Raw genomic sequence first — 24,043 nt, forward strand, 5'->3', positions numbered from 1 at the left:
GAAACGAACGGAGCGGCGATTCATGGTCATAGATTGAAGCGCGGCATTATCACAGTTTTACTTAGCTATGTAACTCTCTAATCACCGCTTGATTCGAGGCTGCTAGATGATTTGCTTTGCCAACGTTTGGTAGCCATTGAAAATCCGTGACCCCGTGGTAAACCAGCACATGGCGCCAAACACACAGGCAATTTCCACAAAATGTGCAGGGAACACACACATCAGCATAAAGCACAGAATAGTCTCAGTTCCTTCGGTTAATCCTGTCATGTAATAGAGCGATTTGTTTTTGTAGACGGGATCGTCGATGCCCTGTTTGTTCGCCATAATGGCAAACGCTAAGAAGCTACTTCCTGTGCCAATGAAGGAGAAAATCAAAAATGCGCCTGCGATGGCATTTTGATCGGGGTTGGCTAGCACAAAGCCAAACGGTACCAGCGAATAGAAGAGAAAATCGAGACTGATATCGAGAAAACCACCTGCGTCAGTCACCCCTTGAATGCGCGCTATTGCGCCATCTAATCCGTCCATCACACGGTTAATCAAGATAAACATCAAGGCAAGCGCGTAGTTTTCCAATGCTAAGGCTGGCAGCGCCATGGCGCCAATAGCAAAACCCGCGACTGTGGTTTGATTGGCGCTGATGTCCCACTTATCGGCCCACTCTGCGGCTCGCGATAACGGCCAACGCACCGCTTTAATTCCGATGCTATCAAGCATAAACGTGTTCCTCTTGCGCGGCATTCCAAGGCCAAGTGAGAAGCTGACTGCCCGGAGGAATGTCAGCCATATCGTGTGTCACCATCAATGCAGGAATGTTTGCGTCTTGTAGTTGTTCAACCACCCAATCACGAAATTGGGTACGCAGGTCTTTGTCGAGCTTGCTGAAAGGTTCATCCAGCAACGCTATTTTGGGTTTAGCCAACAACATACGCGTTAAGCTAATGCGTGCTCGCTGACCACCCGAGATCTGATCGGGAAATGAATCTGCTAATGCGGTGAGGGCGATATTTTTCAGTGCTTGCATCGCACGTTCTTTTCGCTCAGCGCCTTTAATGGCATCAGGCAATGCAAACGCTAGGTTTTCCCACACACTCAAGTGAGGGAACAACAAGTCATCTTGAAATAAAATACCCACGTCACGCTTATGCGCTGGCATGTTATCTAGTGCCACGCCGTCTAAGGTAATGGTGCCTGAGTAACGAAATTCCTCGGACAAATGCCCCGCAACCGCATCCAACAGGGTTGATTTACCACAACCACTGGGGCCCATCAGACAAAGGATATCCCCTTTTTCGACGCACATATTGAGCGACGAAAACAGCGTCTCGCCAGAGGCTTTACGAATGGCGAGGTTTTCGAGACAAATACTCATTCGGCAATAACCCTTTGATTGAAAGTCGACGATATTTGACCTGTAAGTGGCTGACAAATATCGCAAATGAAAAAAACAGCAGTGGCAACAACGCCTGCCAAATAGCATAGATCGCCGTAACACGTCGATCGAACCCGCTTGAGAGTGCCACTGCTTCTGTGGTCAAGGTGCTGATTCTACCCGCCCCGAGTACCAGTGTAGGGAGGTATTGCGCGAGACTGACGCTGATCCCAATCGCCCACGCGAACACAATCGCAGGAAGCAAAATCGGTAGCTTCACGTTTAGCCAAACACGCAGCGGCGATTTACCCAGACTCAAAGCAACACGCGTAAATCCTTCGTTGTAACTGCGCCACGGGCCATCTAACGACAAGTAAACATACGGGAAAGCGAAAAATACATGCGCCCAACACACCCACAATAAATGCGCGTCACCGCTGACATACAAGGTCGCAACCTGCATGCCAAACAAAATGGAAAGCTGAGGAATCAACATAGGAATAGCGACGATATAGCCCGGCACCTGCAAGCGGTAACGAAGACGATATTCGTGAGCAAGCAATGCCATCACCAAGGCGGTGGAGGCTGAAATCAACGCGATCAGCATACTCTGCTCAATGGTGCCAACAATGGACGCCCATTCGAATTCCCAAAAACGCAGGCTGTATCGGCTTGGCAATAAATCAGGGAAGCGCCAACGTTGGGCAACGCTCCACAACAACATCAGCGGCATCATAGACACAGACATGACGAGTAACCCCAAGAATACGGTTTTACCCGGCAGGGCAAATCCACGTCGCCCTGCGTATTGCCACGACCTCAACCCCTTAGTGATTGACCACTCGATGAAACGCGCAAGGCCGATCAATATCAGGGAAATCACAAACAGCACGACAGCACCGGCGGACGCTCGGGGGAGTAAAGTTAAATCCGGATCGTTAAACCATTGCCACACCAACACCGCAAAAGTGGGCGGATTGGTCGGCCCAATAATCAACGCCACATCAACCACAGACAGGCCATATGCCATGACCGCCAGCATTGGGAAACGCAGCTTGGTCAGCCATTGCGGCAGCACACACTTCCACCACGCTTGCGCGCGACTGTAGCCAAGGGATGCTGACACTTTTTCAATTTGGCTCACATTCACTTGCTGCAAAATCGAAATGCTCATCAACAATAAAAACGGCACTTCTTTCAACGCCAACATCAGGATCATGCCGAGCGCATGCGGGTCGTTGATCACCAGCGCGAGATCAGCCACGCCCTGCGCTGCGGAATCATAGGCAAACCATTCATGCAGTAAGCGCGTCCCCATCCCGGTTGGCGCGAACAAGAAAGCAAAACCAATCGCAAACGCCACATGAGGAACCGCAAGTAATGGCGATAACGAAACTTCAACTTTACGCCAAAACGCAGTGCCCCAACTGGCCTGCAAAACAGCAAAAGTGATCAAACAAGCAAGGTAGGTGCTCGCAACGGCGGAATACACCGTCATGCTGATGGAGCGCCACACACCTTGCCAATCAAACACCATGGCGAAGCCGTCCAACGACGGATGATGCATGGCCAGCGGCGGAATATAGCCGAGTGAAGACAAAGAGACTCCCACCAGCCCAAACACGGTCGGCAGAACGCAACAAATGACGATAACTAAATAGAGCGCGCGTAACATCAAATCTAGCTTCCGTAACGTGTCAGCCACTCTTTCTCGATGGCGCTTTGCCAACTCGGGTGGGTTTCAGCAATAGATTTAAATGGCGTGTTCTCTTTGGCAGAGCCAGACAGGTACTCCGTTCTCAATACTGAGGGATCGCCCCAGATCTCAATGTTCCCTTTGCGTGATTGCGCTTCAGGGCAAAGTAGAAAGTTAGTCACCACTAACGCGCCTGCTTTGGCATTCGCATTCCACGGAACAGCAAGGTAATGAATGTTCGACAAGGCGCCAGAATCAAACGCATAGGCGCGAGTCGACTCGGCCAAATTACCCGAGGCATGCGCAGCGTACACCGCATTTGGGTTGAAGGTGATGGCAAGATCGATTTGTCCATCATCCAGCAATTGGAAGGTTTCGGCTGTGCCTGTTGGGAACTGCTTGCCTCCGCGCCACGCGACTTGATGTAACGCGTCTAAGTACGTCCACAACGGTGTCGTGACCGACGCATAATCCGCCTCAGACACGGGTCGCTGCAAACGTTCATCGCTGTTGGTCAGTTCAATCAACAGGGATTTCAAAAAACTGGTGCCGTGAAACTCTGGTGGCCTTGGATACGTGATGCGGTTCGGGTGAGCTTGAGCGTAACTGAGCATTTCGGTGAATGAACGTGGCGGGTTAGCCAGTTCTTCTTCATCGTGAACAAACACTAACTGCCCCATACCCCAAGGCGCTTCTAATCCTTCGGTAGGCTCGGAGAAATCGACGGTCACAGGCAAAGACTGGTCAACGAACGTCCAACTCGGCAACTTGTCCACGAACGGGCCAAACAGTAATTGGCTATCTTTCAGTGATTTAAAGTTTTCGCCGTTAATCCACATCAGGTCGACACTGCCACCTTGGTTTTTTCCCGCCGCTTTTTCCGCGATCAAACGTGTGGTGGTTTCGGTAATGTCAGCCACTTTTACGTGATGCAATGTCACGCCATAACGGCGTTGCACTTCTTGCTTTGCCCAATGCAGGTAACGGTTTATTTCCTGATTTCCACCCCATGCGTGGAAATAGACGTGTTGACCAACAGCGTCTTCTTCAACCTGTTGCCAATTATCGAGATCAGTGGCGAAAGCGACACAAGAGGCAGTGAGTAATGCAATGGCAGAAATCAGTTTTTTCATCGAATTCGGTCTTATTTTCTTATTGGGCTTTCTGCATTTTATTGAAGGATATAAATGCAAAAATCGTCCCTTACGTGTAGCAAGGGACGACACAATATTCACTTCAGAAACTAGCGCAAGTTATTTCGCTAATTCTTCCATGTTGATACCTTTTTTCTTAGCAATGTATTTCGGGATAAGCGACATACCGAACAACACCAAACCTGCACCTGCGAACTTAACTAGCAACATGGCTGATACGCCGTTCGTTGCGATATCACCCGCCATGTAAGCGAAAATGAATGCGCCTGGCGCCATGGTGATCAGAGAAACCAGCGCGTAAGTGCCAAGGTTCAAACTGGTCAGGCCGTATGCGTAGTTTTGCAGGCTGAATGGGAACACAGGAACCAGACGCGTCAGGATCAGGAAGCTCGTCCCGTTTTGCGCCACACCTTGGTCGATTTTCTTGAAGATTGGGTTGTCACCAAACTTCTTCATGATGGTGTTACGCAGTAAGAAACGTGCAACCACGAATGCCACAACCGCACCTAGCGTTGCAGAGAACAGCGCCAATATGCCACCTTTGATTGGGCCAAAAACAATGCCCGCTACGATGGTAAATGCACTGCCCGGCAGCAAGAAAACACACGCAAACACGAATGCTGCAATGAACACAACGTAGCCCATCGCGCCGAAGCCTGCGATCCATGCTTGGAGGCTCTTGATGTCAGTGATAATTTCAAGAATACCTGTTTGCTTTGCCACGAAAATAATTGCAGCGATCGCCAAAGCGAACAAACCAATTTTTACAAATTTCATTATGTGTTACCCAATAAAAACGAATTCGACAGTGTCTTGCCAAAGAAGGCAAAACCTTGGCTAGATCAAGCTTCTCGCCAACATCATCAACACGCGGGGGAACGCAAAGTGATTGATGATGTTAACGCGCTAGACTGGCCAATGATTAACGTGACTGACAGTTACAGTGACACGCACTTGATCAGAGCCGCTTTGGACTTATAGCGGTTGAACCATGCTTTCACTGGGCTTGCCAATACGTTGACTGGTGCGGGTGAGTCTTTCATCACAACAGGGCCAAACATCAGATCCAGAATGTGCCATGAGTTTTGACCAACACCCATCATGGATGCACGGCATGCTGCGCAGTAAACCACAACGTGATCGCTTTGGAACTCATCAACACGGCGCTGAACAACGCGGTTCGCCACGCCTGGGTTAGCCGGAACCACCATGCCACCGAAACCACAGCAACGTGTGTTTTCGCGGGTGAATTCAGGTTCAACGGTTTTGTAGCCCAGCTCGTTCAGGATCCAACGGATACCGTCTTGAAGTTCGCTTTCGTAGCGGGTAGAGCAAGAGTCGTGAATGGTAAATACCACATCACTGTCTTTTGCTTTACCAACCAACTCTGGTGGAAGACCGATTTCAGGTAGCAGTTTCCATAGCGACAACGGCTTTTGCTTGCCACCCGATTTTTTGATCATGCCGTAGCAGCTTTGGCACGCCACGATAACTTGCTCGGCTTCAAGTTTGTCAAAATCAGCCTGTAGCTCGCCATAACGCTCTTTAAACTTGTCAGCCTGACCAATTGCCGCAGTTGGTTTACCGCAACATTTCTGCACGGCACCCATTTCCGGAAATACATTTTTTAGGTGCGCAGCAATCGCAGCAACGCCTTCTGGTGAGTAGGATGGCAGGCTGCATCCTGGCATAAATACTTTATTGGTCATTTTGTCGTTACCGCGCGTTTAGCCATAGTGAAGAATTTCGAGAAGCCCAGCTTCTGGTGCATGTTGATCGCCTTGTGCCCTTTCATTGGTGATTCGCCATTGTTCGCATTCACGAAATCAACACGCGCACCAAGGAAGATTTCCTTCATCGGGTAATCTTTCGGACAGACGATGGTGCACTGGTCACAAGCGTTACAAGAGTAAGCCAGCAGTGGGTCCATCTCTTTCTTGTTAACGAAGTCACCGAACAGCGTCTTCGGACAATCACCGAAGTCGTTCATCATCACGCACTCGCTCATACACAGCTTGCAACTACACTGCAGACAACGCGAAGACTCTTGCTTCACTTGCTCTTGGGTAAAGCCGAAATCAACTTGTGCGAAGTCGCGTTTGCGTTCTTGTGCATCGCGCAGTTCGCCGTGCAAACGTGGAACATCTACAGTGCCTTTTGGTAGTGGAACGTCCAGACGAGATGCGTAGCTGTACTCATCTTGGAAATCACGACCTTCTTCTAAAGGACGACCTGCGAATTGACGCTCAATACTCATTGCCGCTTTACGGCCCAGTGCCATCGCTTCAATCACGATGTTACCGCCAGAGGCATCACCCACCACGTAAACACCCGCCACTGAGGTTGCCATCGTATTCTTATCAACCACGTAACGACCGCCACGAGTTTGCTCAAGAGCGCCATCAGTGATGTCAGCAACAATTTGACCGGTTGCGAACAACACGGTGTCGACTTCAATAACACGGGTTTCGTCTGCATAGCTCGGTGCGAAGTTGCCGTTTGCATCGAGAATAGAAAGTACACGCTTCAGTGTGATAGAGAACACTTTGCCGTCTTTCTCTTCGATAGAGATTGGGCCCCAACCTGCGTTGAATGACACGCCTTCTTCCAGCGATTCTTCAATTTCAACGTGGCTTGCTGGCAGGTTTTCCATGCTTTCCAGTGAACACTGGTGCACTTCATCTGCGCCGATGCGCCATGAAGAACGTGCACAGTCCATCGCAACGTCGCCGCCACCAATAACCATTACACGCTTACCAGCACGAGGGAACGCACGGGTTTCAGAGACCTCTTTCAAGTATTCAACCGCTGAGAACACGCCTTCTGCTTTGTGACCCGGCAGAGGAATGATTGAACCAATGTGCGCGCCGTGCGCCAGAACTACTGCATCATGGGTATTGCGCAGTTCTTCGAAAGTGATGTCTTTGCCGATTTCAACACCGAACTTGGTTTCAATGCCCAGCATATCTAGGTAGCTGTATTCGAAATCGATAACGTTGCGTGGCAGACGGTACTCAGGAATACCGACGCGCATCATGCCGCCATACACATTCAGTTTTTCAAAAATGGTGACACTGTGACCTTTACGGCGAAGTTCAATCGCAGCCTGTGCACCCGCAGGGCCAGCACCGATGATTGCGATTTTCTTGCCCGTTGGGTTAAGAACAGCAAGATCCCAGTTTTCTTTGTTATCCATTTTCTCGGCAACAAAGCGTTTGATGCCAGCAACACTGATCGCTTGACCGTATTCAGTGTTACGACGACATGCCGCTTCACATGGGTGCGCACAAATGCGGCCCAGTGTTTGTGGCAGGAACAGTTTTCCGCGAATGGTATCGAGTGCTTCTTGATACTTACCTTCACCGGCCAGACGCACATACTGTTTAACATCAGTGTGCATTGGACATGCTGTTTGACATGCTGGATCTGCATCGCCCATACAGCCATCTACTACGCGTTGTGCCGCGTCATAGAGTTTTTGGCTAAAGATTACATTGCTCATTATTTTTATGCTTCCAGTAGAAGTTGAATTCTTTTTGTATCCGTCACATGACGCAGGGGTCAGCAACACACCGACCCACCGTCTTACTCATTCGCAATTAGCTTTTGCCGTTTTGTACCGGCACGTCAGCGCGTGATTGCTCGTAGTGGGCGTAGCTGTATTCGATCCAAGAACCGTCGTAGTTGTAGATACCATCTGCACCCAGCACTTCTTCGAGTACCATTTGAGTGTGTGCAGAACGAACACCAGACTGGCAATATGCGATTACCTTTTTGCCTTTGATCACATCGCCGTACAGCGCTGCTAGCTCTTCTGCTGATTTCAGCGTGCTGTCTTCGTTCAGGGCTTTGGTCCAGTTGATGTGAACACTGCCAGGAATCGTACCAGGGCCAAAAGCGCCCGATACGGTGGTAGAGCCATCGAATTCTTGAGTGCCGCGGGTATCAAGGATCACCCACTCATCAGACGACTGCGCGGCAAGAACCATCTCTAGTGTGGCCAGTGCGTCAGCTTCATATTGAGGTGCTGGCGCTTCGTAGTTGCTTGCCGTCACAGTCGGGTTAGCATTGCCTGTTGGGTAACCTTCGCCAATCCATGCATTCAAGCCACCGTCAAGATAGCGAACATCGTTATGACCTAGGTTTTTGATTTGCCAGAAAAGGCGAGCAGCATCGTGGTGAGAGTTCGCTGCGTAAACAATGATGGTTGATGAAGGGGTCGCACCGTATTGGCTCAGCAACGCTTCCATTTCTTCAACAGAATTGCGCATACCGTCAAACGCATAAACGCCGTCTGCCGCTGAGTAGTCGTTACGCCACATGGAGAATGAACCTTCGATTGGCGCATCAGGTTTCATTGGGTTGAGTGCACCAATGACCACAACATCCGCACCCGTGCCCATGATGCTTTTCAGATCTTGCGCCGAAATAAAAGCTTCAGGGTTTGCGTATTCGTTGAATTTCTCGTTCAGTACGTCTGCACTCACGGTAACGGCTTGCGCACCGAACATGGAAGTGTATCCAACATAGCCTGCTGCCATTGCAGCAACCAGCACACCCATTGCAACTGTCGATTTCTTCATCACATCATTCCAAGTATTATTTAAATTTTTTCGCTCATCACTGAGCAGATTGAAATCGGTGACATGAAGCTTTACTGGGAGGCTGAGTTATTGTTTTTTAGTGCCACACGTTGAAAAGCATCACGCTATAAATCATTTAGTTGGCCGCTAAGAGCCAGTAGCACGGATTGTGCGTTTTTGAAGGGCTGGCGGATATTGTGGTAAACCACAATAACGACACTAATTTGATCTAAAACAACATAAAGAAAGCGGTTATTTCAGGTATCATCCCCGCCAGTCGAGTTTGCCCTCTAGCGGTTCCCCTTTTGTCTGGATATTTATTGCGTCTGGTGCCCCTGTTTAGCATCAAGGCCGTTTTGCTTTTCGTTGTTAGTTTTAGCTGTTTTTGCGTCTGCCCAGTACGAGCCAGCGTGATCCAACATTACGATGTGGGCGTGCTTGCATTGCGCGGAGACGACCACGCCAAAACATCGTGGCTTCCGACGCTGGAATGGCTCGAATCGCAAATCCCAAATACAACATTTGATATCCACACATACGACTTTGACGAGTTGGATGATGCTTTCCGACACAACCAGCTCGACTTTCTGCTAACCAGCCCAGGACAAGCAACCAAGATTGCGCGTCAATACCAACTAAACTGGCTAGCGACGCAGAAAACCGCATACAGCAGCAATGCAACTCACTCCATCGCCTCAGTGGTGGTTGTGCACCATGACTCGCCTTATAAAACATTGAAAGATATTGAACATGCATCCGTCGCGGCGGTGTCCGAAAAAGCGTTCGGGGGATTCTTGGCGCTTCGATATGAACTGGATAAAAGTGGCATATTCGGTCGTTCTTTTTACAAAAACATCCTGTTTACGGGGCCACCAACAGACAAACTGCTACTTGACGTGCTGGACAAGACATTGGATGTGGCCATTGTGCCTGCCTGTACGTTGGAAAATATGGCCAAAGAAGGCTTACTCGAACGGCATCAACTGCGAGTGCTAGACCGCAAGCACCCGCATGATTCGGTTTGCGCCGTCACAACGGCGCTTTATCCAAACTGGACGCTGGCCAAAACGGAACGTGCATCGAACGAGATCGGTAAAAAAGTCACCCAGGCCTTATTGTCACTCCCTGAATATTCAAAAGCGGCAGCAGCAGCGGGCAATATCGGCTGGACCCTGCCCGCCAGCTCAATGCGCGTAGACAAAGTATTTCAGCATCTTGATATGCACCCGCTTCAAGAAAGCTGGCAACAAGGGCTCATCAAGTGGCTCACCAAGAACCACTATATTGCGTTCGGTATCTTGTTGTTTCTTATTGTGCTCAACGCTTATCACTTCTGGTTGGAATACCATTTCAACCGAAGCAAAAAAGACTTAGAGCGCACGCTGTTTGATTTAAAAGAAAAAAACACCATGCTGGAGCATGCCCAGCGCACCATGATTGTTGGCGAACTTGGCAACAGCATTGCGCACGAAATCAATCAGCCATTAAGTACCATCAAGAACTATTCCGAAGGTATTCAACGTCGGCTAGATCAAGGTATGACCGCGGAAGAACTCGCGCCATTTCTTGGCAAGATCCACCAGCAAGTGGGTGTGGCGAGCGACATTGTGCAGCGCTTAAGAAGCCTAATTAAACGCACCCCGAGCGAGCGCGTTATCTGCGACCCTGCGGCATTTATTAGAGAGTCGTTAGAGCTTATTGCGTTTGATTATCAGGCACTCAAAATTGGCCTTAATTTCACGGTTGAGGGCACGCCGCTAGAAGGTGAATTTGACTACATCGGCATGCAACAAGTGATGCTCAATTTGCTGCGAAATGCCAAAGAAGCGTGTCTCGCCAGCATGGATTGGGAGCAAGTATCCACCGTCAATGTCGAGCTTCTTTATGGCGAAAATGACATTGTGATTCGCGTTGAAGATAACGGCGCGGGCTTAGAAGCCAGTGAAGAAAAAGTGAAAGAGCCCTTCTTCACCACCAAGAAGGACGGCCTTGGTCTTGGATTGGCAATCTGCCGTGACGTTATTGAAGCGCACAACGGATATTTCATGATCCAACCTGCCCGCCCAAATGGCTGCGAAGCCACTGTGGTCATACCCATCAAAAGAGAACTAGCATGATCAATACCAATACTGGCCCCGTTTACGTGGTGGATGACGAAGACGCAGTACGTGAGTCACTGGTTTTTATGTTGGAAACCTACGGCTTAGCGATTCAAGATTTCGGCTCAGGGCAAGCCTTTCTCGAACACGTTGATATTCATCAGCCCGGTTGCATTGTGCTGGACAGCCGCATGCCTGAAATGCGTGGACAGGAGCTTCAAACCTTATTAAACGAGGCGCGAAGTCCGCTTTCTATCATCTTCTTAACCGGACATGGCGATGTACCCATGGCGGTGGATGCGCTTAAAGAGGGTGCGGTCGATTTCTTTCAAAAACCGGTAGATGGCGACAAACTGGCCAAAGCCATCGACAAGGCGCTGTCACACTCTTTTCAGCGCGAAAGCCACGTTAACGTTGAGAAGAAATACAACAGCCTGACCGAGCGCGAAAAAGAAGTGCTGAAAGAGGTGCTAAAAGGGCAAACCAACCAGCAAATGGCGAAGACACTGTGCGTTTCACTGCGCACCATTGAAGTTCACCGCGCCAACATGATGAAGAAATTCGAAGCCAGCAATGTGGCGGATTTGGTGCTCAAGCTGAGTACGCTTATTCAGCAGAATCGGTTGTAACGGTAAACGTCATTCATCGCTGAATCAGCAGACATAGCTATGCGTCTGCCTCTCCACTAAATGAGGAAAAGCAGACGAAAAAGCGAGGAATTGATGGTATTCGTGGCGCTATGACATCCACGGCGAAGCTTGAGTTTTGGTTGCGCGTGGCTTTCTTTTCTTTTCAACCGTCACGACGCACATAAAGTCTTCGTGGAATCTTGCATCGTCTAGCATGCGTTTGGGAACGAATAGCCTGATGCGAGAATTGGCCAACACAATTCCCTTGCTTTGGGAGGGCGCAGCGTCTGCGCCAATACAAGACAAATCGCCAGCCATCAGCTTCATGCCAGTATTAAGGACAACGCGACCATTTTGACTGACGCTTCTCACCAATGGGAATCCAAAGAGCGTCAGGCTTTGATTGGAAACGGAGATGGTTTCCTCAAAAGATGCTTCAACATAAACTTTATCTGAATGAATGATGGCAGAGAGCTCATCCACCTGCGTTTGTACCGAGGACGAAAACACCCACTGCCCTAACACAGGCTCCCACTTTCCACCCAGTTGCAAACAGCGCTTATACACAAACGTGTTTTTGCGCCCTGCAGATAGCATACATATTCCTATATCGCCCTGATCTTCAAACGCACAAGTCAATCGGAATACGGTTTCTTTGGTTTTATGTTGATAGCGATCCGTGATTTCTTCGACATGCAAATGGTGATCACCAAGCGGCAGGGTTTCACTCATCGCATCGACAACGATCCGGCAATAGCTTGTCCCTGTTTGGCACACATAGTATTGCTCTTTTTTTTCTAACACTTTGAATTCACGCATTTTTAACTCACAAAATCGGAAGCAGGAGACAAACCACTAATGACTTTCATTCCCCTCATCATCAATGAATTGGGCTTCCCTTTGCTTACGCAATGCATTTAATTGCTTCAACCGTTCGCCCAATGGGCCTTGTGGCGTGAGTCCATCCTCCACACATTTATCAATGATCTTATCGATTCTCGACCGCTCAGGGTTAGCCGACGCATCAACAATCCCGGCTTCCTGCTCATCCAGCAACTTGTCACGATCAAACAGCATCACTTCCTCAAACGCTTCGATATAAAGCGTTCTAAATTCGTAAGCGATATTGCGTTCAGACAAGGTTCTCAGCTTGGCCGATTTGCGGCTCTTGATGTACTTCTCAACGCGACTGGAAGGTTGCCCTATCGTTAAAATATTGGTGCGCGCTTCCAAGATTTCTTTGTCTGTAGGCGTTCTTGTTAGCGACTCAAAAACAGCAATTGACGGCGGCCACTCCTGCCCTTTGCGCAGTCGCTCTTCCAAGTTGTCTTTCAAACGGGTGTAACTATCCGCAGTTAACGACGCGGCAAAACGCATCAGGTGATTGTCAGGCTCATCACCAAACTCCTGGCGAATGCGTCCTCGACCAAAACACGCGGTCATGTCATACCAGAATTTGAGTATTTTCTTTTGCTCGTTACCCGAAAAACTTTCCATTTTCCCTAGAGTGTTAGCCGAGAAAATATTGGCGGGCATGGTGAATGGCGTGTTAGTGCCACTCGATTGACCTGCGCTAACACTTCTTCCTGACTCAACGCGCTTTGACGGCATAGAAGCTTGTTTAGCCTCCTGAGAAAGCGCTGCCGCTCTCGCATCGCCCGCGCGACGGAGATAGTCTTCAAAGGACTCTGTCATATTTTTCGGGGAACTCATGCTGCCACCTTATTCGCTGTCGTCATCTTTAAAGTTGAAGTTTGAAATTTTCTCTTCAAGCTCCTCAAGCGCAGAACGTCTAAGAGGTTGAGGCGCATAGGATCTTTTGGTGTTTTGCTTGTAGTTCTTTTCCGAATGAAGATGCGAGTGCAATCGACTCGTTAATTCATCAAGAGAAAACAGATGCTGAGACGGATTTTCACGAACGCGTTCAACAAACGAAGACCACACATTGGTTTGATTGGCAAAGCCGCTTTTGAACATAATAAGCTCTGCCCAGTTCTCAATCACATTAGGCGAAAGTTCAAGCACATTAATGACTTTCCCTGATGTGGACTTGTTCAAAGGATTGATCTGAGAACGGTGGAACGACGAAATACGCGAAGGGTTACCTGGCGCATTTTGCTGCGAATGATAAGGCATGTCTTGTGTCGCATTGTTGGTCGACACATGGTTGGTTGACGCAGGGTCGAGATAAGAATCGAAATTCAATCTGCCTTTGATTTTGCCATCACTGCGGTAAGACGAGGTGCGCTTGTTAGTACCGATGAGCGTTTGATCAACGCTAAGTTTACCAATCAAGTTATCAATGAGGCTTTCAGATGCACACATCATGGCCTTAAGCTCACTCATGCTTGTGATGAAAGCGCCATCCCGATCAGAAAGCTCGGCAAGTGCCACGAGCAACAACTTTTCTTCGGCTGTGACCGTTTTTCTGCACCATGCTTTTTCTATGTATTTCGATGACATTGATTTATACCATTTGCAGCCATTCGGATAGCGTTGTTACGCTAAAATCAAGCCTCAATTCTAGCAAATCTCACCAATGTTCACACTAGCAACTCGCCTGTTCGTGCTTAAACCCCTCAGAATAAAACCAAAGAAGTGATACAAGCGCAAAACAATCAACAAATGGCGAAAGTATGTTCATGCGAGACGTCTCACTCTGTACGGTGTTGTTTTCTGCGCACGCAGAGACTCATCACCACCACTAGCCCTGCCAAAGCCACGTTTATCGACACTGGCCACAGCACATGAAACGCAAGGGTTAACGCCAGCAATGCTGCTAATCCATACCCGACAGTATGCGCCATCGCAATGTACCCAGATATTACCCCTTGGCTGGTCGGTAATAGATTCATAGCACTCGCGGTGTAAGCGGGCACTAACATCGCACCGCCAATAGCGACCAGCACGCACGCTAGAGAAAACCCGCGCCAGTCTGGAATGAAAAACATGCTAAACCCCACCAGCATTAAATTTCCTCCCAGTAGATACATGTTCTCGACACGCACACGTTTCTTTTTCACTACGAAAATCTGTGTCAACAAGGTGACGGCGGCGCTTAGGGTCAACAAATACCCAACGCCCTGTGTTGCCATGTCAAGCGAGATGCCAGCTTGAAGAATTAACAACGGTGACAAGGTGTATTGCATTAAACCAATGGCCGCCGCGCCAAATGCGGCGGTAAGAAGGAAAAATAATAAGGAGACGGGAGGAAAGATCGCCACTTTGCGTGCCTCAGGATTATCCTGATGATGCGTTTTAAATTGTCGCTTAGGCTCTGCCAATTTGACGACAAATATCAACGCGATTAGCGGGAGTAACATTAAGACCATCAGGGGGGCAAGAGGATGAACAGAAAGCAACAACACCGCCAACAGTGGCCCACATAATCTGCCTGTACTCAGCCCTGCACTGATGGTTGTGATGGCTTCCAAACGCTGATTTTCACCCACACTCATCACCGCCCAATGTTGGGCAGCAGGCACCATGCCAGCCACAGTGACTCCGTATATCACCCTCGCAATGATTAGCCCAATCACCAACAGCAAGGGCGATAAAAGCGCACTGTCGTAAAAAGACACGAACAGAAACATCAAACCAAAACTCAACGAGAAACCCATCAGCGCTTGCAGCAAGATAGCCTTTGGGCCATGCATGTCACTTTGTCGCCCCCAATAGGGAGAGGCAGGCAAAAACAGCACACTCCCTACGGCAATGATCATGCTCCACGTTGGCAAACTCAGCCCAGTCGTGAGCACCAAGCCAGGCAATGACACCAACAACCCACCCTGCCCAAGCCCCATCAACGCTGCAATGGCGGCAATCACATTGAGTCGCGCAGAGGGATGTTCGGTATTTTTCTCGATCAATGATGATGTTTGCATAACAAAATTCGCACAAGCTGACGTGTTTCAATGACATCAGATTAAAATACAAATACAATGCGGATGCAAATCGTTATCATTCGAATTAATATTTAACAAATGGTTTATGCCCATGTTTTTATTAGACGGCGTGTCCTTTCAGCCAGAAAACAAACACATTCTTCACCCCACATCACTCGCCATCGCCAAGGGGAAAGTCACTACCTTGCTGGGCCACAATGGCAGCGGAAAATCGACCTTGCTCAAACTACTCAGCCGAAAAATCGCCCCGACACAGGGCAACATTTTGCTGACGAATACGGCGTTAGATCAATTCAGTGCCAAGGAATTTGCGTTTCGCGTGGGCTACCTGCCTCAGCACCCCCCCATCACTGAGGGGGTGACCGTTTACGAGTTAGTGCAATTTGGGCGCTACCCATGGAAAGGCGTGTTGGGGCGATACAACGATGACGACCACCGAATTGTTGGTGAGGCCATCTCCGATGTGGGCTTGACGAGCATGAGCGAGCGCTTTGTCAGCACCCTGTCTGGCGGCGAACGTCAACGCGCATGGGTGGCCATGCTGCTTGCCCAACAAAGCGAATGCATATTGCTCGATGAGCCGACGTCTGCTCTGGATGTTGCCCATCAATATGAATTGTTATCACTGATCCGCAACCTGAACACATCACGCGGTATCACCGTCATCATGGTGCTGCATGACATCAATATGGCTGCACGTTTCAGCGACACCCTCATTGCTTTGCATTCAGGTCGTGTGTTGGCGCAAGGCAGCCCTGACGATCTGATGACAGAAGCCACCCTCGCGTCAATTTACGGCATTCCACTTGGAAAATTCCAACACCCGCAAAGTGGACATACCATCACTTACGTTCTTTAACACAATCAGGGAGTTACATTGTGCGCGTTTTAGGTTTGTTATTGCTTTTTTTCACCCCATCCCTTTATGCTCTTACCGTTGAGCATGAATTGGGTTCGACCACGATTGCATCCCCACCTAAAAAGGTGGTGGCACTGGATTGGGTGTTAACAGAAACCTTACTGTCTTTAGATGTGAAACCAACAGCAATAGCTGATGTGAAAGGCTATCGCGATTGGGTCGTTGAACCGGCCCTACCCACTGCTATCGAGGATGCAGGTTCACGCCGAGAGCCAAACCTTGAATACCTTGCCCAGCTCAAACCCGACCTCATCTTGATCAGCGCCAATCTCGCTGCGGTCTATCCACAACTGACTCAGATCGCACCCACGCTGGCTTTCAATGTGTATACCGACCACAAAGCGCCACTGAACGCGCTCGAGCAACTCACGCGCACATTGGGCGCTGTTTTTAAAAAACAAGCCAAAGCGGAATCTGTCATTGCGCGGGTCAACCAGCAAATCTTGGCAAACGAACACGCGCTAAAAACGGCTGCTCGTCCTCAGCAACAAGATCGCCAACACCAAGTGCTTGTGGTGCGCTTTATCGGTGATTCTCACGTTCGCATACATGGCAAAGGCTCCCTAATTGACGACACACTCACTAAGATGCAGATCACCAACAGTTGGCAATCTGAAACCAACAATTGGGGCTTTTCCACTGTGGCTATTGAGCAACTCGCGAGTCATCAGAAAACAACCTTGCTTTACCTTGGCCCCATGAAAGAAGCCGATCAGACGGCGGTATTTAGCACACCTTTTTGGAAGGCCATGCAATTCACCCGTGATGATCAAGTGATCGCACTGCCGCCGATTTGGACCTTTGGCGGCTTGCTTGCCGCCGAACGCCTGAGCAACCAGATCACCCAACAATTGCTGATAAACGCACAACTATGACATCACATATTTTCCCCTCTGCTCCCTCAGTCAAACGCGCATCAAGGCCGATACTTGCACTGACGATCATTACATCATTGCTCAGTGTGTTGTTGTATCGCAGCCTCCCCTACGAACTCAGCTCTGTGCAATGGGTTGAATCGTTGTTTTCACCGGATGAAAACGACTACCGGCAGATCATTATTCACTACAGTTATTTACCACGTATCGCCATGGCGATGCTGTGCGGCGCAGGCCTCGCACTGGCGGGGGCTGTCATGCGATTTGTGCTCAGCAATCCGTTGGCCTCTCCCACCACACTCGGGGTGGCAGCCGGTGCTGAACTGGGCCTTGTTTTGGCTAGCCTCTTTTTGCCAGCCAGTTGGATGATATCACCCTACATACCGGCGTTTGCAGGCGGGATGCTTGCAACTGGATTGGTGTTTATGCTGGCCGCAAAGCGTGGCTACTCGCCGTTAGCCTTAATATTGGCTGGCATGGTCACCACGCTGTTTATTGGCGCTGTTACCATGATGTTAGTGCTGGTCCACGAGCAACAACTCACACAACTCTTTGTCTGGGGAGCCGGCGCCTTAGAGCAGCAAGATTGGCAAGGGATAAAACGGTTAGTGCCGATGATTTTCATCGCTTCCATCATGCTGTTTATCTTGGTTAGACCACTGACTGCGATGCAAATGGGTGAAGCCATCGCTTCATCTATTGGTGTCAATGTGGCGGCACTCAGACTGATCGCGATTGCACTGTCGGTCATGATAACCGCCGCCATTGTCAGTGAAGTCGGCATCATTGGCTTTGTCGGCTTGGTTGCCCCTGCCCTTGCAAAGATGCTGGGGGCACGCCGTTTACCCGCACAAATGGCCGTTTCGGCATTGCTCGGCGCTGCACTGCTGTTGGGTGCCGATCTGCTGATCCAACCACTGTCAGGGGTCGCGGCCAATTTGATCCCAACAGGCGCAGTCACCGCCGCCATTGGCGCGCCGTTTCTTTTATTTTTGCTTCAACGCAAAAATATTGGCGCGTCATTTCATCCTGACGATACGCCAGCACCTCACGTTCAAGCCATACGTTTTTCGTCGCTCACCGCCTTACTCGTCACAATACTGGTGACGGCTTGCGCCATGAGTTTGCTGGTCGGAAATTCACAATCAGGATGGCAATTCACACTCGACCCAATCTTGTTGGGGCTGCGCGTCCCGCGAGTGGCGGTCGCCATGCTGGCGGGATGCTGTCTTGCTATCGCAGGCACCATCATGCAACGCATTACCCAAAACCCCATGGCAAGCCCTGAAGTGATGGGGATCAGCGCTGGGTGTGCCCTTGCCTTAGTGATAGGTGCAGTATATGGCTTGTATTTATCACGGATGACTCAACTTTTGCTGGGCACTGCAGGTGCAATCGTGGTGGTTGTGCTCATTCTCCTTTTAGGAAAAAAACGGCAGTTTTCTCCCATTCACTTGATGCTAACGGGTATCGCGCTCAGTGCCGCCGCCGATGCAGCCATTCGCATTGTGATGGCATCGGGTGATGACAACGTAAAAGCGCTACTGAATTGGTTATCAGGGTCAATGTACCTGGCTGATAACTTGACCGCTTTCATGCTGATGAGCGTGACGCTAAGTGCAGGGCTAGCCGTGATACTTTGCGCCAGATGGTTAGATCTGTTTTCCTTGGGCAGCGAGAGTGCATCCAGTTTGGGGCTGAATCTTCCATCCGCCAGAAAATGGATGATCTTGGCAACAGGCGTGCTAACTGCCGCTGCCACCATCGCCATTGGCCCGCTGAGCTTTGTTGGCTTGCTCGCCCCTCATATGGCGAGGTCCTTGGCTCAATATGGCGCGAAACAACAGCTCATCACCGCCGCCTTACTCGGCGCCACACTCTTGGTACTTGCCGACTGGGTGGGGAGAAATCTTTGGTTTCCGTGGCAATTCCCTGCAGGTCTACTCGCTTCTTTGTTGGGCGGCGCTTACTTTCTTTATCTTCTGCAAAAATGAGCGAACTTGTAGCAAAAATATGGGACTTAGACGCTATTTACCCCTATCGTCGAGGATGATTTGGTTTAATGGGGCGCAACGCCCCCTCACGCTATATTCGATTCAAACACGCAAATAAAACCCAATTTATTGTACACACCACCCCCTTTCTCACATGACACACGAGCAAAAGCCACTCTCAAAACACACAAACAATAACAACAATCTCTCATTAAGAGAACTTGGTGCAATTTATGTGCAACAAATCCATTGCAATTGTTATTGAGAATTATTAGCATTCGCATAAAGAAATAATAGCGGATGCGTAATTATGACAAATCAACAAGATAACTATGGGTTTGAAGGGCATGATGTAGCAGTTACCTGTTTCCTCAATGCCTTCCTTCGAGAGTGCGCTTCAGTACACGTCGAGCATTTGGAGGATGGGCAATGCCAACTAACCATTCCCATGAGCCATGAAAAGCAGATTAGGTATCAGGTCAGTCGATATTCTCACTTAGGTTTACATGAATACCTCATGCCTGCCTTTTTGGTCAGTAAGGCAGGTTTTATCCCTTTAACTTTCCGTGACGTGGTCTCACACATTGTCTCTGAGCCAGCACTGGTTGGCATGTTAGGCAAGACGCAGAAACACACCTTTATCACGCGAGTGATTGAAAGCCACCAAAACACCCAGGATGCCATTAATCATCAGGGCGAGTTGGCGCGCTTATTTGAAGGTGCATTGCGCTTTGAAACCGCAGAACAAGGCTTGCTTGCTGGGCATTCCGTTCACCCTGCCCCAAAAAGCCGCGAACAATTCACCGCCGAAGACGCTAAACGTTATTCGCCCGAGTTTGGTGGACGCTTTCCTCTGCGCTGGTTTGCGGTTGCAGACTGGCTGACTCTGAATGGCAGTTCCGGCAATCGCTCTGCGTATACGCGAATCGACTCTTTGGTCGATGCAGACCTGTCGCTCTGCGCACTCAAACATCGATGCCCCAAAAGCTACGTGCTCCTTCCTGCTCACCCTTGGCAAGCCAACGTTTTACTGGCACACGAAGACATTCAAAACTATCTCAATAAAGGCTTGATGATTGATTTAGGAGAAGCTGGTCAAGATTGGTATTCCACTTCATCCACACGCTCGCTTTACAGTCCATCACTGCCTTACATGTTGAAATTCTCATTAAGCGTCAGGCTGACCAACTCGGTGCGTAACCTGTCGCTAAAAGAAGTGATCCGAGGGACGCGTCTTAACGAGGTGTATCAAGCCCATCCGTTCGCCAAAACAGACCCACTATTGGCCGGATTTACTGTGATGCAAGAGCCCGCTTTTATCGGTTTGCTTGATCGTCACGGCAAGGTGATTGATGAATCGTTAGTGGCGCTGCGCGAAAACGCCCTACAACACTCACCCGCACAAGAGGCGGTTGTGCTGGCGACTTTGAGCCAACAACACCCCGACGGGAAAGACAATTTGCTGGCATCGCGCATCAAACACTATGCAAGTGCAGAAACCATTTCTGTCGAGGCTGCGGCGAGAAAATGGTTCGATGCTTATTGTCAGCACGTGGTTGTGCCACTTTTTGCTTTGCAAGCGAACTACGGCATTGTGTTCCTTGCCCACCAGCAAAACATTGTACTGCGCATGCACAATGGCTTACCCACCGGCATGTACTATCGCGACTGTCAGGGAACAGGCTACACAGATCTGGCGTATCAATTATTCCCACGTGTGCTGGTCGACGACGCCCAAAGCGTCGAAAACTATTGGGACCAAGACAAAGTACGACGCTACTTTGCCTATTACCTGATCATCAACTCTTCTTACAACGTGGTGGCAGCCATTGCCTCAGGTTGCGGTTTGTCCGAACAGTCGTTACTGGCAACCTTACGTGAAAACCTCTGCGATTTACGCACCAAAGGCGTCAAGGACAGTGCTTGTCTCGACTACGTGTTAAACAGCCCAACACTCTGTTGCAAAGGCAATTTCTATTGCTATTTGCAAGACTTCAACGAAAACACCATTCCCGACCCCAAGGTGATCTATTTCGACCTGATCAATCCGCTCTCCGCACAGGCGGCGAACCCTAACAGCCACACGCTTTGCAACGATGAGGAAGCAAACCATGTCTGAGTGCCTAACACTTTCCCAACCGCCTTTGGTTCACGCCAAGACGATAGAAGAAACGATCACAGAGCTGGTACCCAACCCAGACTTGGCATCGCACGCAAAAAGCGACCCTTGTTTGATTGCAGGTGAGATTGACCGATTCTTTTCGCAACACCCAAATTGTCAGGCGCTGTTTCTACCCCGTTTGGAATGGCAAGCGCTACAAAGCGACGCGCCGTGGTTGAGCCTGTTTTTAGGGGATCGCCTGACACGATCTCAGTTTTACCAGTTGCCTGCCCTAGGGATCCGCCACACGCCATCAGATCGCTTTCCGCCGGAACTAATCCAAAGCGTCGACAGCGCAGGGCTTCACCCTAAACGTCCACCCACGCCGAAAGGCTATGTTTATGAGCGCTTTGATCCCGTGTCTGGCTTACACATTTCGTTTAGGGTTTTTGACCCTAAAACCGACATGGCGCGTTTCACCAAATGGATGAACACACCACGGGTCGCTCACTTTTGGGAGCAAGCATGGCCTGAAGAAAGGCTGCATGAGTTCATCCTTGAAAGGTTGGCAGACCCGCATATTTTGCCCCTGATTGGTGAGTTCGACGGCGAGCCGTTTGGCTATGTCGAAGCTTACTGGGCAAGTGAGGACAGGCTATCACCCTACTATGATGCCCAACCGTACGATCGCGGCATTCACCTGCTGGTCGGCGAGGAGTCGTATCGCGGTTCGCGACATTTCAACACTTGGATGCGCGCCATGACTCACTACCTGTTTCAAGATGATTGCCGCACTCAGCGCATTGTGCTCGAGCCTCGCCATGACAACGAGCGCTTGTTCAATCGCATTCAAGAGGTGGGATATACAAAGCAATTTGAGTTCAATTTCCCCCATAAACGCTCAGCGCTGCTGATGACAACCCGCTACGCCTTCTTTAGGGAGCAATGGTAATGGAACAGGCCGCACTGCATCGTTTCTGGCCACTAGCCAACCGAAAAATGGTGGCCAAGTTGCTCAGCGAACTCGAATATGAACAAGCCTTTACCTTGGTAGAACATGAGAAAGCCTTCATTGTGACATTGTTTTCCGGCATGCAATATCAGGTCGAGGGCTGGCGAAACTTATGGGGGCAATTGGTGATTGAGCCGTCAAGTATCGTCAGGCGCAATGCGCTCAATCTTGACGTTCCCGTCGAAGCCACTGGTTTCATTCAAGACGCGCGCGGGGAATTGGGTTTGAGTGACGAATCACTCGCTGAGCATTTGGAAGATCTCTATGCCACCTTGCTAGGCGATTGCAAACTAATGCAACGCAAAGCCGATCTGACCGCAGAAGACATTGCCGCCCTACCCTTAGACAAGCAGCAATGTCTGTTTGATGGTCATCCTAAGTTTGCCTTCAACAAAGGCAGGCGCGGTTGGGGACGCGATGACCTGCGCCAGTTCGCGCCCGAGTCCGAAGAAGCGTTTCAACTGTATTGGATTGCGGTCAGTGACACCCTAGTTAGCCACGCCATCTCGGATTCCGTCACATGGCAAACCTTGCTGGATTCGGCTCTCTCCTTGGACGAACAAGCGAATATCCGCGCCGATTTAACCGCACTCAAACTGAATGCGCACAACTACCGTTTGATCCCTGTCCATCCTTGGCAGTGGGAGAAAAAACTGTCACTCCTCTTCGTGGCGGAACTCGCTGCAAAAGAGATGGTTTTTCTGGGTGCGTATGGCGATGAATTCTTACCCCAACTGAGTCTGCGAACCCTCACCAATGTCTCGCGCCCCGGTGGTTACGACATTAAATTGCCACTGACTATTATGAACACCTCATGCTATCGCGGTATTCCTTCGCGCTACGTATTAGCGGGCCCAGATGCTTCCCATTGGCTGGCAGCGCAATTTGCGAAAGACCCAACGCTAGGTGCAACAGGCGCCAGCATTCTGAGTGAGCCCGCCAGCGCATCTGTGTCACATGCGGTGTACCAATCGCTGCCCAATGCGCCGTATCGCTACCATGAATTGTGCGGTGTGATCTGGCGCGAAGCGGCTCACACCAAGCTAAAAACAGATGAAGACGCGATATTAATGGCGGCCTTAATGGAAAGTGATGTTGAGGGCAATCCTCTCATTGGTGCCTATATTGCGGCCTCGGGATTGTCTGCCGACGAGTGGATATCGCGCATGTTTCAGGCGGTCGTGACCCCGCTTTATCACTTGCTGGTCAAATACGGCGTTTCTCTGATTGCACACGGTCAGAACATCACGCTTGTGTTGGAAAACCATGCGCCAAAACGGATTCTACTCAAAGATTTTCAAGGCGACATGCGACTGATTGATGCTGCCTTGCCAGAGCTAGAGAGCCTGCCCCTCTCGGTTAAATCCGTCACTGTACGCTTACCGCCAGAGCTCATCATCCACGATTTACAAACCGGACATTTTGTGACGGTGCTGCGATTTATCTCGCCATTAATGACGCAACTCGGCATGAGTGAATTTCGCTTTTATAGCCTGTTAGCGCAAACACTAAAGACCTACATGGCCGCTCACCCTGAGTTAGCAGAACGCTTTAAATCGCTGGATTTATTTACACCAAAGATGCTGCGTATTGGCTTGAATTTAGCCAAGTTTCGCCATGAAACCGACAATAGCGCCAACCGTATGCTGCCAGATATGGACGATGATCTGGATAACCCTCTTTATCTGGTCACGCACTGAA

The 24,043-nt window shown here is 49.7% G+C and carries 20 protein-coding genes; 8 read left to right on the plus strand and 12 right to left on the minus strand.

All coding sequences use genetic code 11. The features are described 5' to 3' along the window. Window positions 1-102: 102 nt before the first annotated feature. From AB8599_RS09860 to AB8599_RS09895, 8 genes are all read right to left on the minus strand, one after another. On the minus strand, window positions 103-720 hold the full coding sequence (locus AB8599_RS09860; RefSeq protein ID WP_407330734.1) for a CDP-alcohol phosphatidyltransferase family protein: 618 nt from the start codon (window positions 718-720) through the stop codon (window positions 103-105). After that, the gene (locus AB8599_RS09865) at window positions 713-1,375 is read right to left on the minus strand and encodes an ATP-binding cassette domain-containing protein (RefSeq protein ID WP_407330735.1); all 663 of its coding nucleotides are present in this window, start codon (window positions 1,373-1,375) and stop codon (window positions 713-715) included. The genes AB8599_RS09860 and AB8599_RS09865 overlap by 8 nt, the downstream gene beginning before the upstream one ends. Further along, window positions 1,341-3,050: an ABC transporter permease gene (locus AB8599_RS09870; protein WP_407330736.1), complete on the minus strand. Its 1,710-nt coding sequence runs from the start codon at window positions 3,048-3,050 to the stop codon at window positions 1,341-1,343. The genes AB8599_RS09865 and AB8599_RS09870 overlap by 35 nt, the downstream gene beginning before the upstream one ends. A 5-nt stretch (window positions 3,051-3,055) precedes the next feature. Further along, window positions 3,056-4,204 carry an ABC transporter substrate-binding protein gene (locus tag AB8599_RS09875; RefSeq protein ID WP_407330737.1) on the minus strand — a complete coding sequence of 383 codons (1,149 nt, stop codon included), beginning with the start codon at window positions 4,202-4,204 and terminating at the stop codon, window positions 3,056-3,058. Window positions 4,205-4,324: 120 nt separating this feature from the next. Continuing rightward, a complete protein-coding gene (locus tag AB8599_RS09880) occupies window positions 4,325-5,002 on the minus strand; it encodes a TVP38/TMEM64 family protein (RefSeq protein WP_407330738.1) in 678 nt (225 codons plus the stop codon). Between the two features lie 161 nt (window positions 5,003-5,163). Next, window positions 5,164-5,934 (minus strand): heterodisulfide reductase-related iron-sulfur binding cluster, encoded by a 771-nt coding sequence (locus AB8599_RS09885; RefSeq protein WP_407330739.1) that lies wholly within the window; start codon window positions 5,932-5,934, stop codon window positions 5,164-5,166. Beyond that, on the minus strand, window positions 5,931-7,727 hold the full coding sequence (locus AB8599_RS09890; RefSeq protein ID WP_407330740.1) for an FAD-dependent oxidoreductase: 1,797 nt from the start codon (window positions 7,725-7,727) through the stop codon (window positions 5,931-5,933). Before AB8599_RS09890 ends, AB8599_RS09885 begins: the two co-directional genes overlap by 4 nt. A gap of 97 nt (window positions 7,728-7,824) precedes the next feature. After that, window positions 7,825-8,808, minus strand: a complete 984-nt coding sequence (locus AB8599_RS09895) for a sulfurtransferase (RefSeq protein WP_407330741.1) — start codon at window positions 8,806-8,808, stop codon at window positions 7,825-7,827. A gap of 320 nt (window positions 8,809-9,128) precedes the next feature. Between AB8599_RS09895 and AB8599_RS09900 the strand changes: the two genes are divergently transcribed. Together AB8599_RS09900 and AB8599_RS09905 are read left to right on the plus strand one after the other, a co-directional pair. After that, the gene (locus AB8599_RS09900; RefSeq protein WP_407330742.1) at window positions 9,129-10,925 is read left to right on the plus strand and encodes a PhnD/SsuA/transferrin family substrate-binding protein; all 1,797 of its coding nucleotides are present in this window, start codon (window positions 9,129-9,131) and stop codon (window positions 10,923-10,925) included. Continuing rightward, entirely contained in the window at window positions 10,922-11,536 is a 615-nt protein-coding gene (locus AB8599_RS09905; protein ID WP_407330743.1) for a response regulator transcription factor, read from the plus strand. Before AB8599_RS09900 ends, AB8599_RS09905 begins: the two co-directional genes overlap by 4 nt. A 108-nt stretch (window positions 11,537-11,644) precedes the next feature. Here the strand turns inward: AB8599_RS09905 and AB8599_RS09910 are convergent, their stop codons facing one another. From AB8599_RS09910 to AB8599_RS09925, 4 genes are all read right to left on the minus strand, one after another. After that, window positions 11,645-12,355, minus strand: a complete 711-nt coding sequence (locus tag AB8599_RS09910; RefSeq protein WP_407330744.1) for a hypothetical protein — start codon at window positions 12,353-12,355, stop codon at window positions 11,645-11,647. Between the two features lie 36 nt (window positions 12,356-12,391). Then, complete coding sequence (locus tag AB8599_RS09915; RefSeq protein WP_407330745.1) at window positions 12,392-13,249, minus strand: hypothetical protein; 858 nt, start codon at window positions 13,247-13,249, stop codon at window positions 12,392-12,394. A gap of 9 nt (window positions 13,250-13,258) precedes the next feature. Beyond that, entirely contained in the window at window positions 13,259-13,999 is a 741-nt protein-coding gene (locus AB8599_RS09920; protein WP_407330746.1) for a hypothetical protein, read from the minus strand. Between the two features lie 191 nt (window positions 14,000-14,190). Then, complete coding sequence (locus tag AB8599_RS09925; RefSeq protein ID WP_407330747.1) at window positions 14,191-15,420, minus strand: MFS transporter; 1,230 nt, start codon at window positions 15,418-15,420, stop codon at window positions 14,191-14,193. A 112-nt stretch (window positions 15,421-15,532) separates the two neighbouring features. Between AB8599_RS09925 and AB8599_RS09930 the strand changes: the two genes are divergently transcribed. The 6 genes from AB8599_RS09930 to AB8599_RS09955 all read left to right on the plus strand — a co-directional run bounded on the left by AB8599_RS09930 (window position 15,533) and on the right by AB8599_RS09955 (window position 24,042). After that, window positions 15,533-16,300: an ABC transporter ATP-binding protein gene (locus AB8599_RS09930; RefSeq protein WP_407330748.1), complete on the plus strand. Its 768-nt coding sequence runs from the start codon at window positions 15,533-15,535 to the stop codon at window positions 16,298-16,300. 20 nt (window positions 16,301-16,320) lie between these two features. Continuing rightward, window positions 16,321-17,235 (plus strand): ABC transporter substrate-binding protein, encoded by a 915-nt coding sequence (locus tag AB8599_RS09935; protein ID WP_407330749.1) that lies wholly within the window; start codon window positions 16,321-16,323, stop codon window positions 17,233-17,235. Continuing rightward, window positions 17,232-19,229, plus strand: a complete 1,998-nt coding sequence (gene fhuB, locus AB8599_RS09940; RefSeq protein WP_407330750.1) for a Fe(3+)-hydroxamate ABC transporter permease FhuB — start codon at window positions 17,232-17,234, stop codon at window positions 19,227-19,229. Before AB8599_RS09935 ends, fhuB begins: the two co-directional genes overlap by 4 nt. 310 nt (window positions 19,230-19,539) lie before the next feature. Continuing rightward, entirely contained in the window at window positions 19,540-21,348 is a 1,809-nt protein-coding gene (locus AB8599_RS09945; RefSeq protein ID WP_407330751.1) for an IucA/IucC family protein, read from the plus strand. Continuing rightward, window positions 21,341-22,282 (plus strand): GNAT family N-acetyltransferase, encoded by a 942-nt coding sequence (locus AB8599_RS09950; RefSeq protein ID WP_407330752.1) that lies wholly within the window; start codon window positions 21,341-21,343, stop codon window positions 22,280-22,282. Before AB8599_RS09945 ends, AB8599_RS09950 begins: the two co-directional genes overlap by 8 nt. Beyond that, window positions 22,282-24,042 carry an IucA/IucC family protein gene (locus AB8599_RS09955; RefSeq protein WP_407330753.1) on the plus strand — a complete coding sequence of 587 codons (1,761 nt, stop codon included), beginning with the start codon at window positions 22,282-22,284 and terminating at the stop codon, window positions 24,040-24,042. Before AB8599_RS09950 ends, AB8599_RS09955 begins: the two co-directional genes overlap by 1 nt. Window position 24,043 lies beyond the last annotated feature (1 nt).

It is taken from the genome of Enterovibrio litoreus, assembly GCF_045679545.1.
Classification (GTDB): Bacteria; Pseudomonadota; Gammaproteobacteria; order Enterobacterales; family Vibrionaceae; genus Enterovibrio.

Excerpts from the sequence above, each read along its gene's own strand:
- AB8599_RS09860 (WP_407330734.1), bottom strand. The coding sequence starts at position 720 with ATGCTTGATAGCATCGGAATTAAAGCGGTGCGTTGGCCGTTATCGCGA.
- AB8599_RS09865 (WP_407330735.1), bottom strand. The coding sequence starts at position 1,375 with ATGAGTATTTGTCTCGAAAACCTCGCCATTCGTAAAGCCTCTGGCGAG.
- AB8599_RS09870 (WP_407330736.1), bottom strand. The coding sequence starts at position 3,050 with ATGTTACGCGCGCTCTATTTAGTTATCGTCATTTGTTGCGTTCTGCCG.
- AB8599_RS09875 (WP_407330737.1), bottom strand. The coding sequence starts at position 4,204 with ATGAAAAAACTGATTTCTGCCATTGCATTACTCACTGCCTCTTGTGTC.
- AB8599_RS09880 (WP_407330738.1), bottom strand. The coding sequence starts at position 5,002 with ATGAAATTTGTAAAAATTGGTTTGTTCGCTTTGGCGATCGCTGCAATT.
- AB8599_RS09885 (WP_407330739.1), bottom strand. The coding sequence starts at position 5,934 with ATGACCAATAAAGTATTTATGCCAGGATGCAGCCTGCCATCCTACTCA.
- AB8599_RS09890 (WP_407330740.1), bottom strand. The coding sequence starts at position 7,727 with ATGAGCAATGTAATCTTTAGCCAAAAACTCTATGACGCGGCACAACGC.
- AB8599_RS09895 (WP_407330741.1), bottom strand. The coding sequence starts at position 8,808 with ATGAAGAAATCGACAGTTGCAATGGGTGTGCTGGTTGCTGCAATGGCA.
- AB8599_RS09905 (WP_407330743.1), top strand. The coding sequence starts at position 10,922 with ATGATCAATACCAATACTGGCCCCGTTTACGTGGTGGATGACGAAGAC.
- AB8599_RS09910 (WP_407330744.1), bottom strand. The coding sequence starts at position 12,355 with ATGCGTGAATTCAAAGTGTTAGAAAAAAAAGAGCAATACTATGTGTGC.
- AB8599_RS09915 (WP_407330745.1), bottom strand. The coding sequence starts at position 13,249 with ATGAGTTCCCCGAAAAATATGACAGAGTCCTTTGAAGACTATCTCCGT.
- AB8599_RS09920 (WP_407330746.1), bottom strand. The coding sequence starts at position 13,999 with ATGTCATCGAAATACATAGAAAAAGCATGGTGCAGAAAAACGGTCACA.
- AB8599_RS09925 (WP_407330747.1), bottom strand. The coding sequence starts at position 15,420 with ATGCAAACATCATCATTGATCGAGAAAAATACCGAACATCCCTCTGCG.
- AB8599_RS09930 (WP_407330748.1), top strand. The coding sequence starts at position 15,533 with ATGTTTTTATTAGACGGCGTGTCCTTTCAGCCAGAAAACAAACACATT.
- fhuB (WP_407330750.1), top strand. The coding sequence starts at position 17,232 with ATGACATCACATATTTTCCCCTCTGCTCCCTCAGTCAAACGCGCATCA.
- AB8599_RS09945 (WP_407330751.1), top strand. The coding sequence starts at position 19,540 with ATGACAAATCAACAAGATAACTATGGGTTTGAAGGGCATGATGTAGCA.
- AB8599_RS09950 (WP_407330752.1), top strand. The coding sequence starts at position 21,341 with ATGTCTGAGTGCCTAACACTTTCCCAACCGCCTTTGGTTCACGCCAAG.
- AB8599_RS09955 (WP_407330753.1), top strand. The coding sequence starts at position 22,282 with ATGGAACAGGCCGCACTGCATCGTTTCTGGCCACTAGCCAACCGAAAA.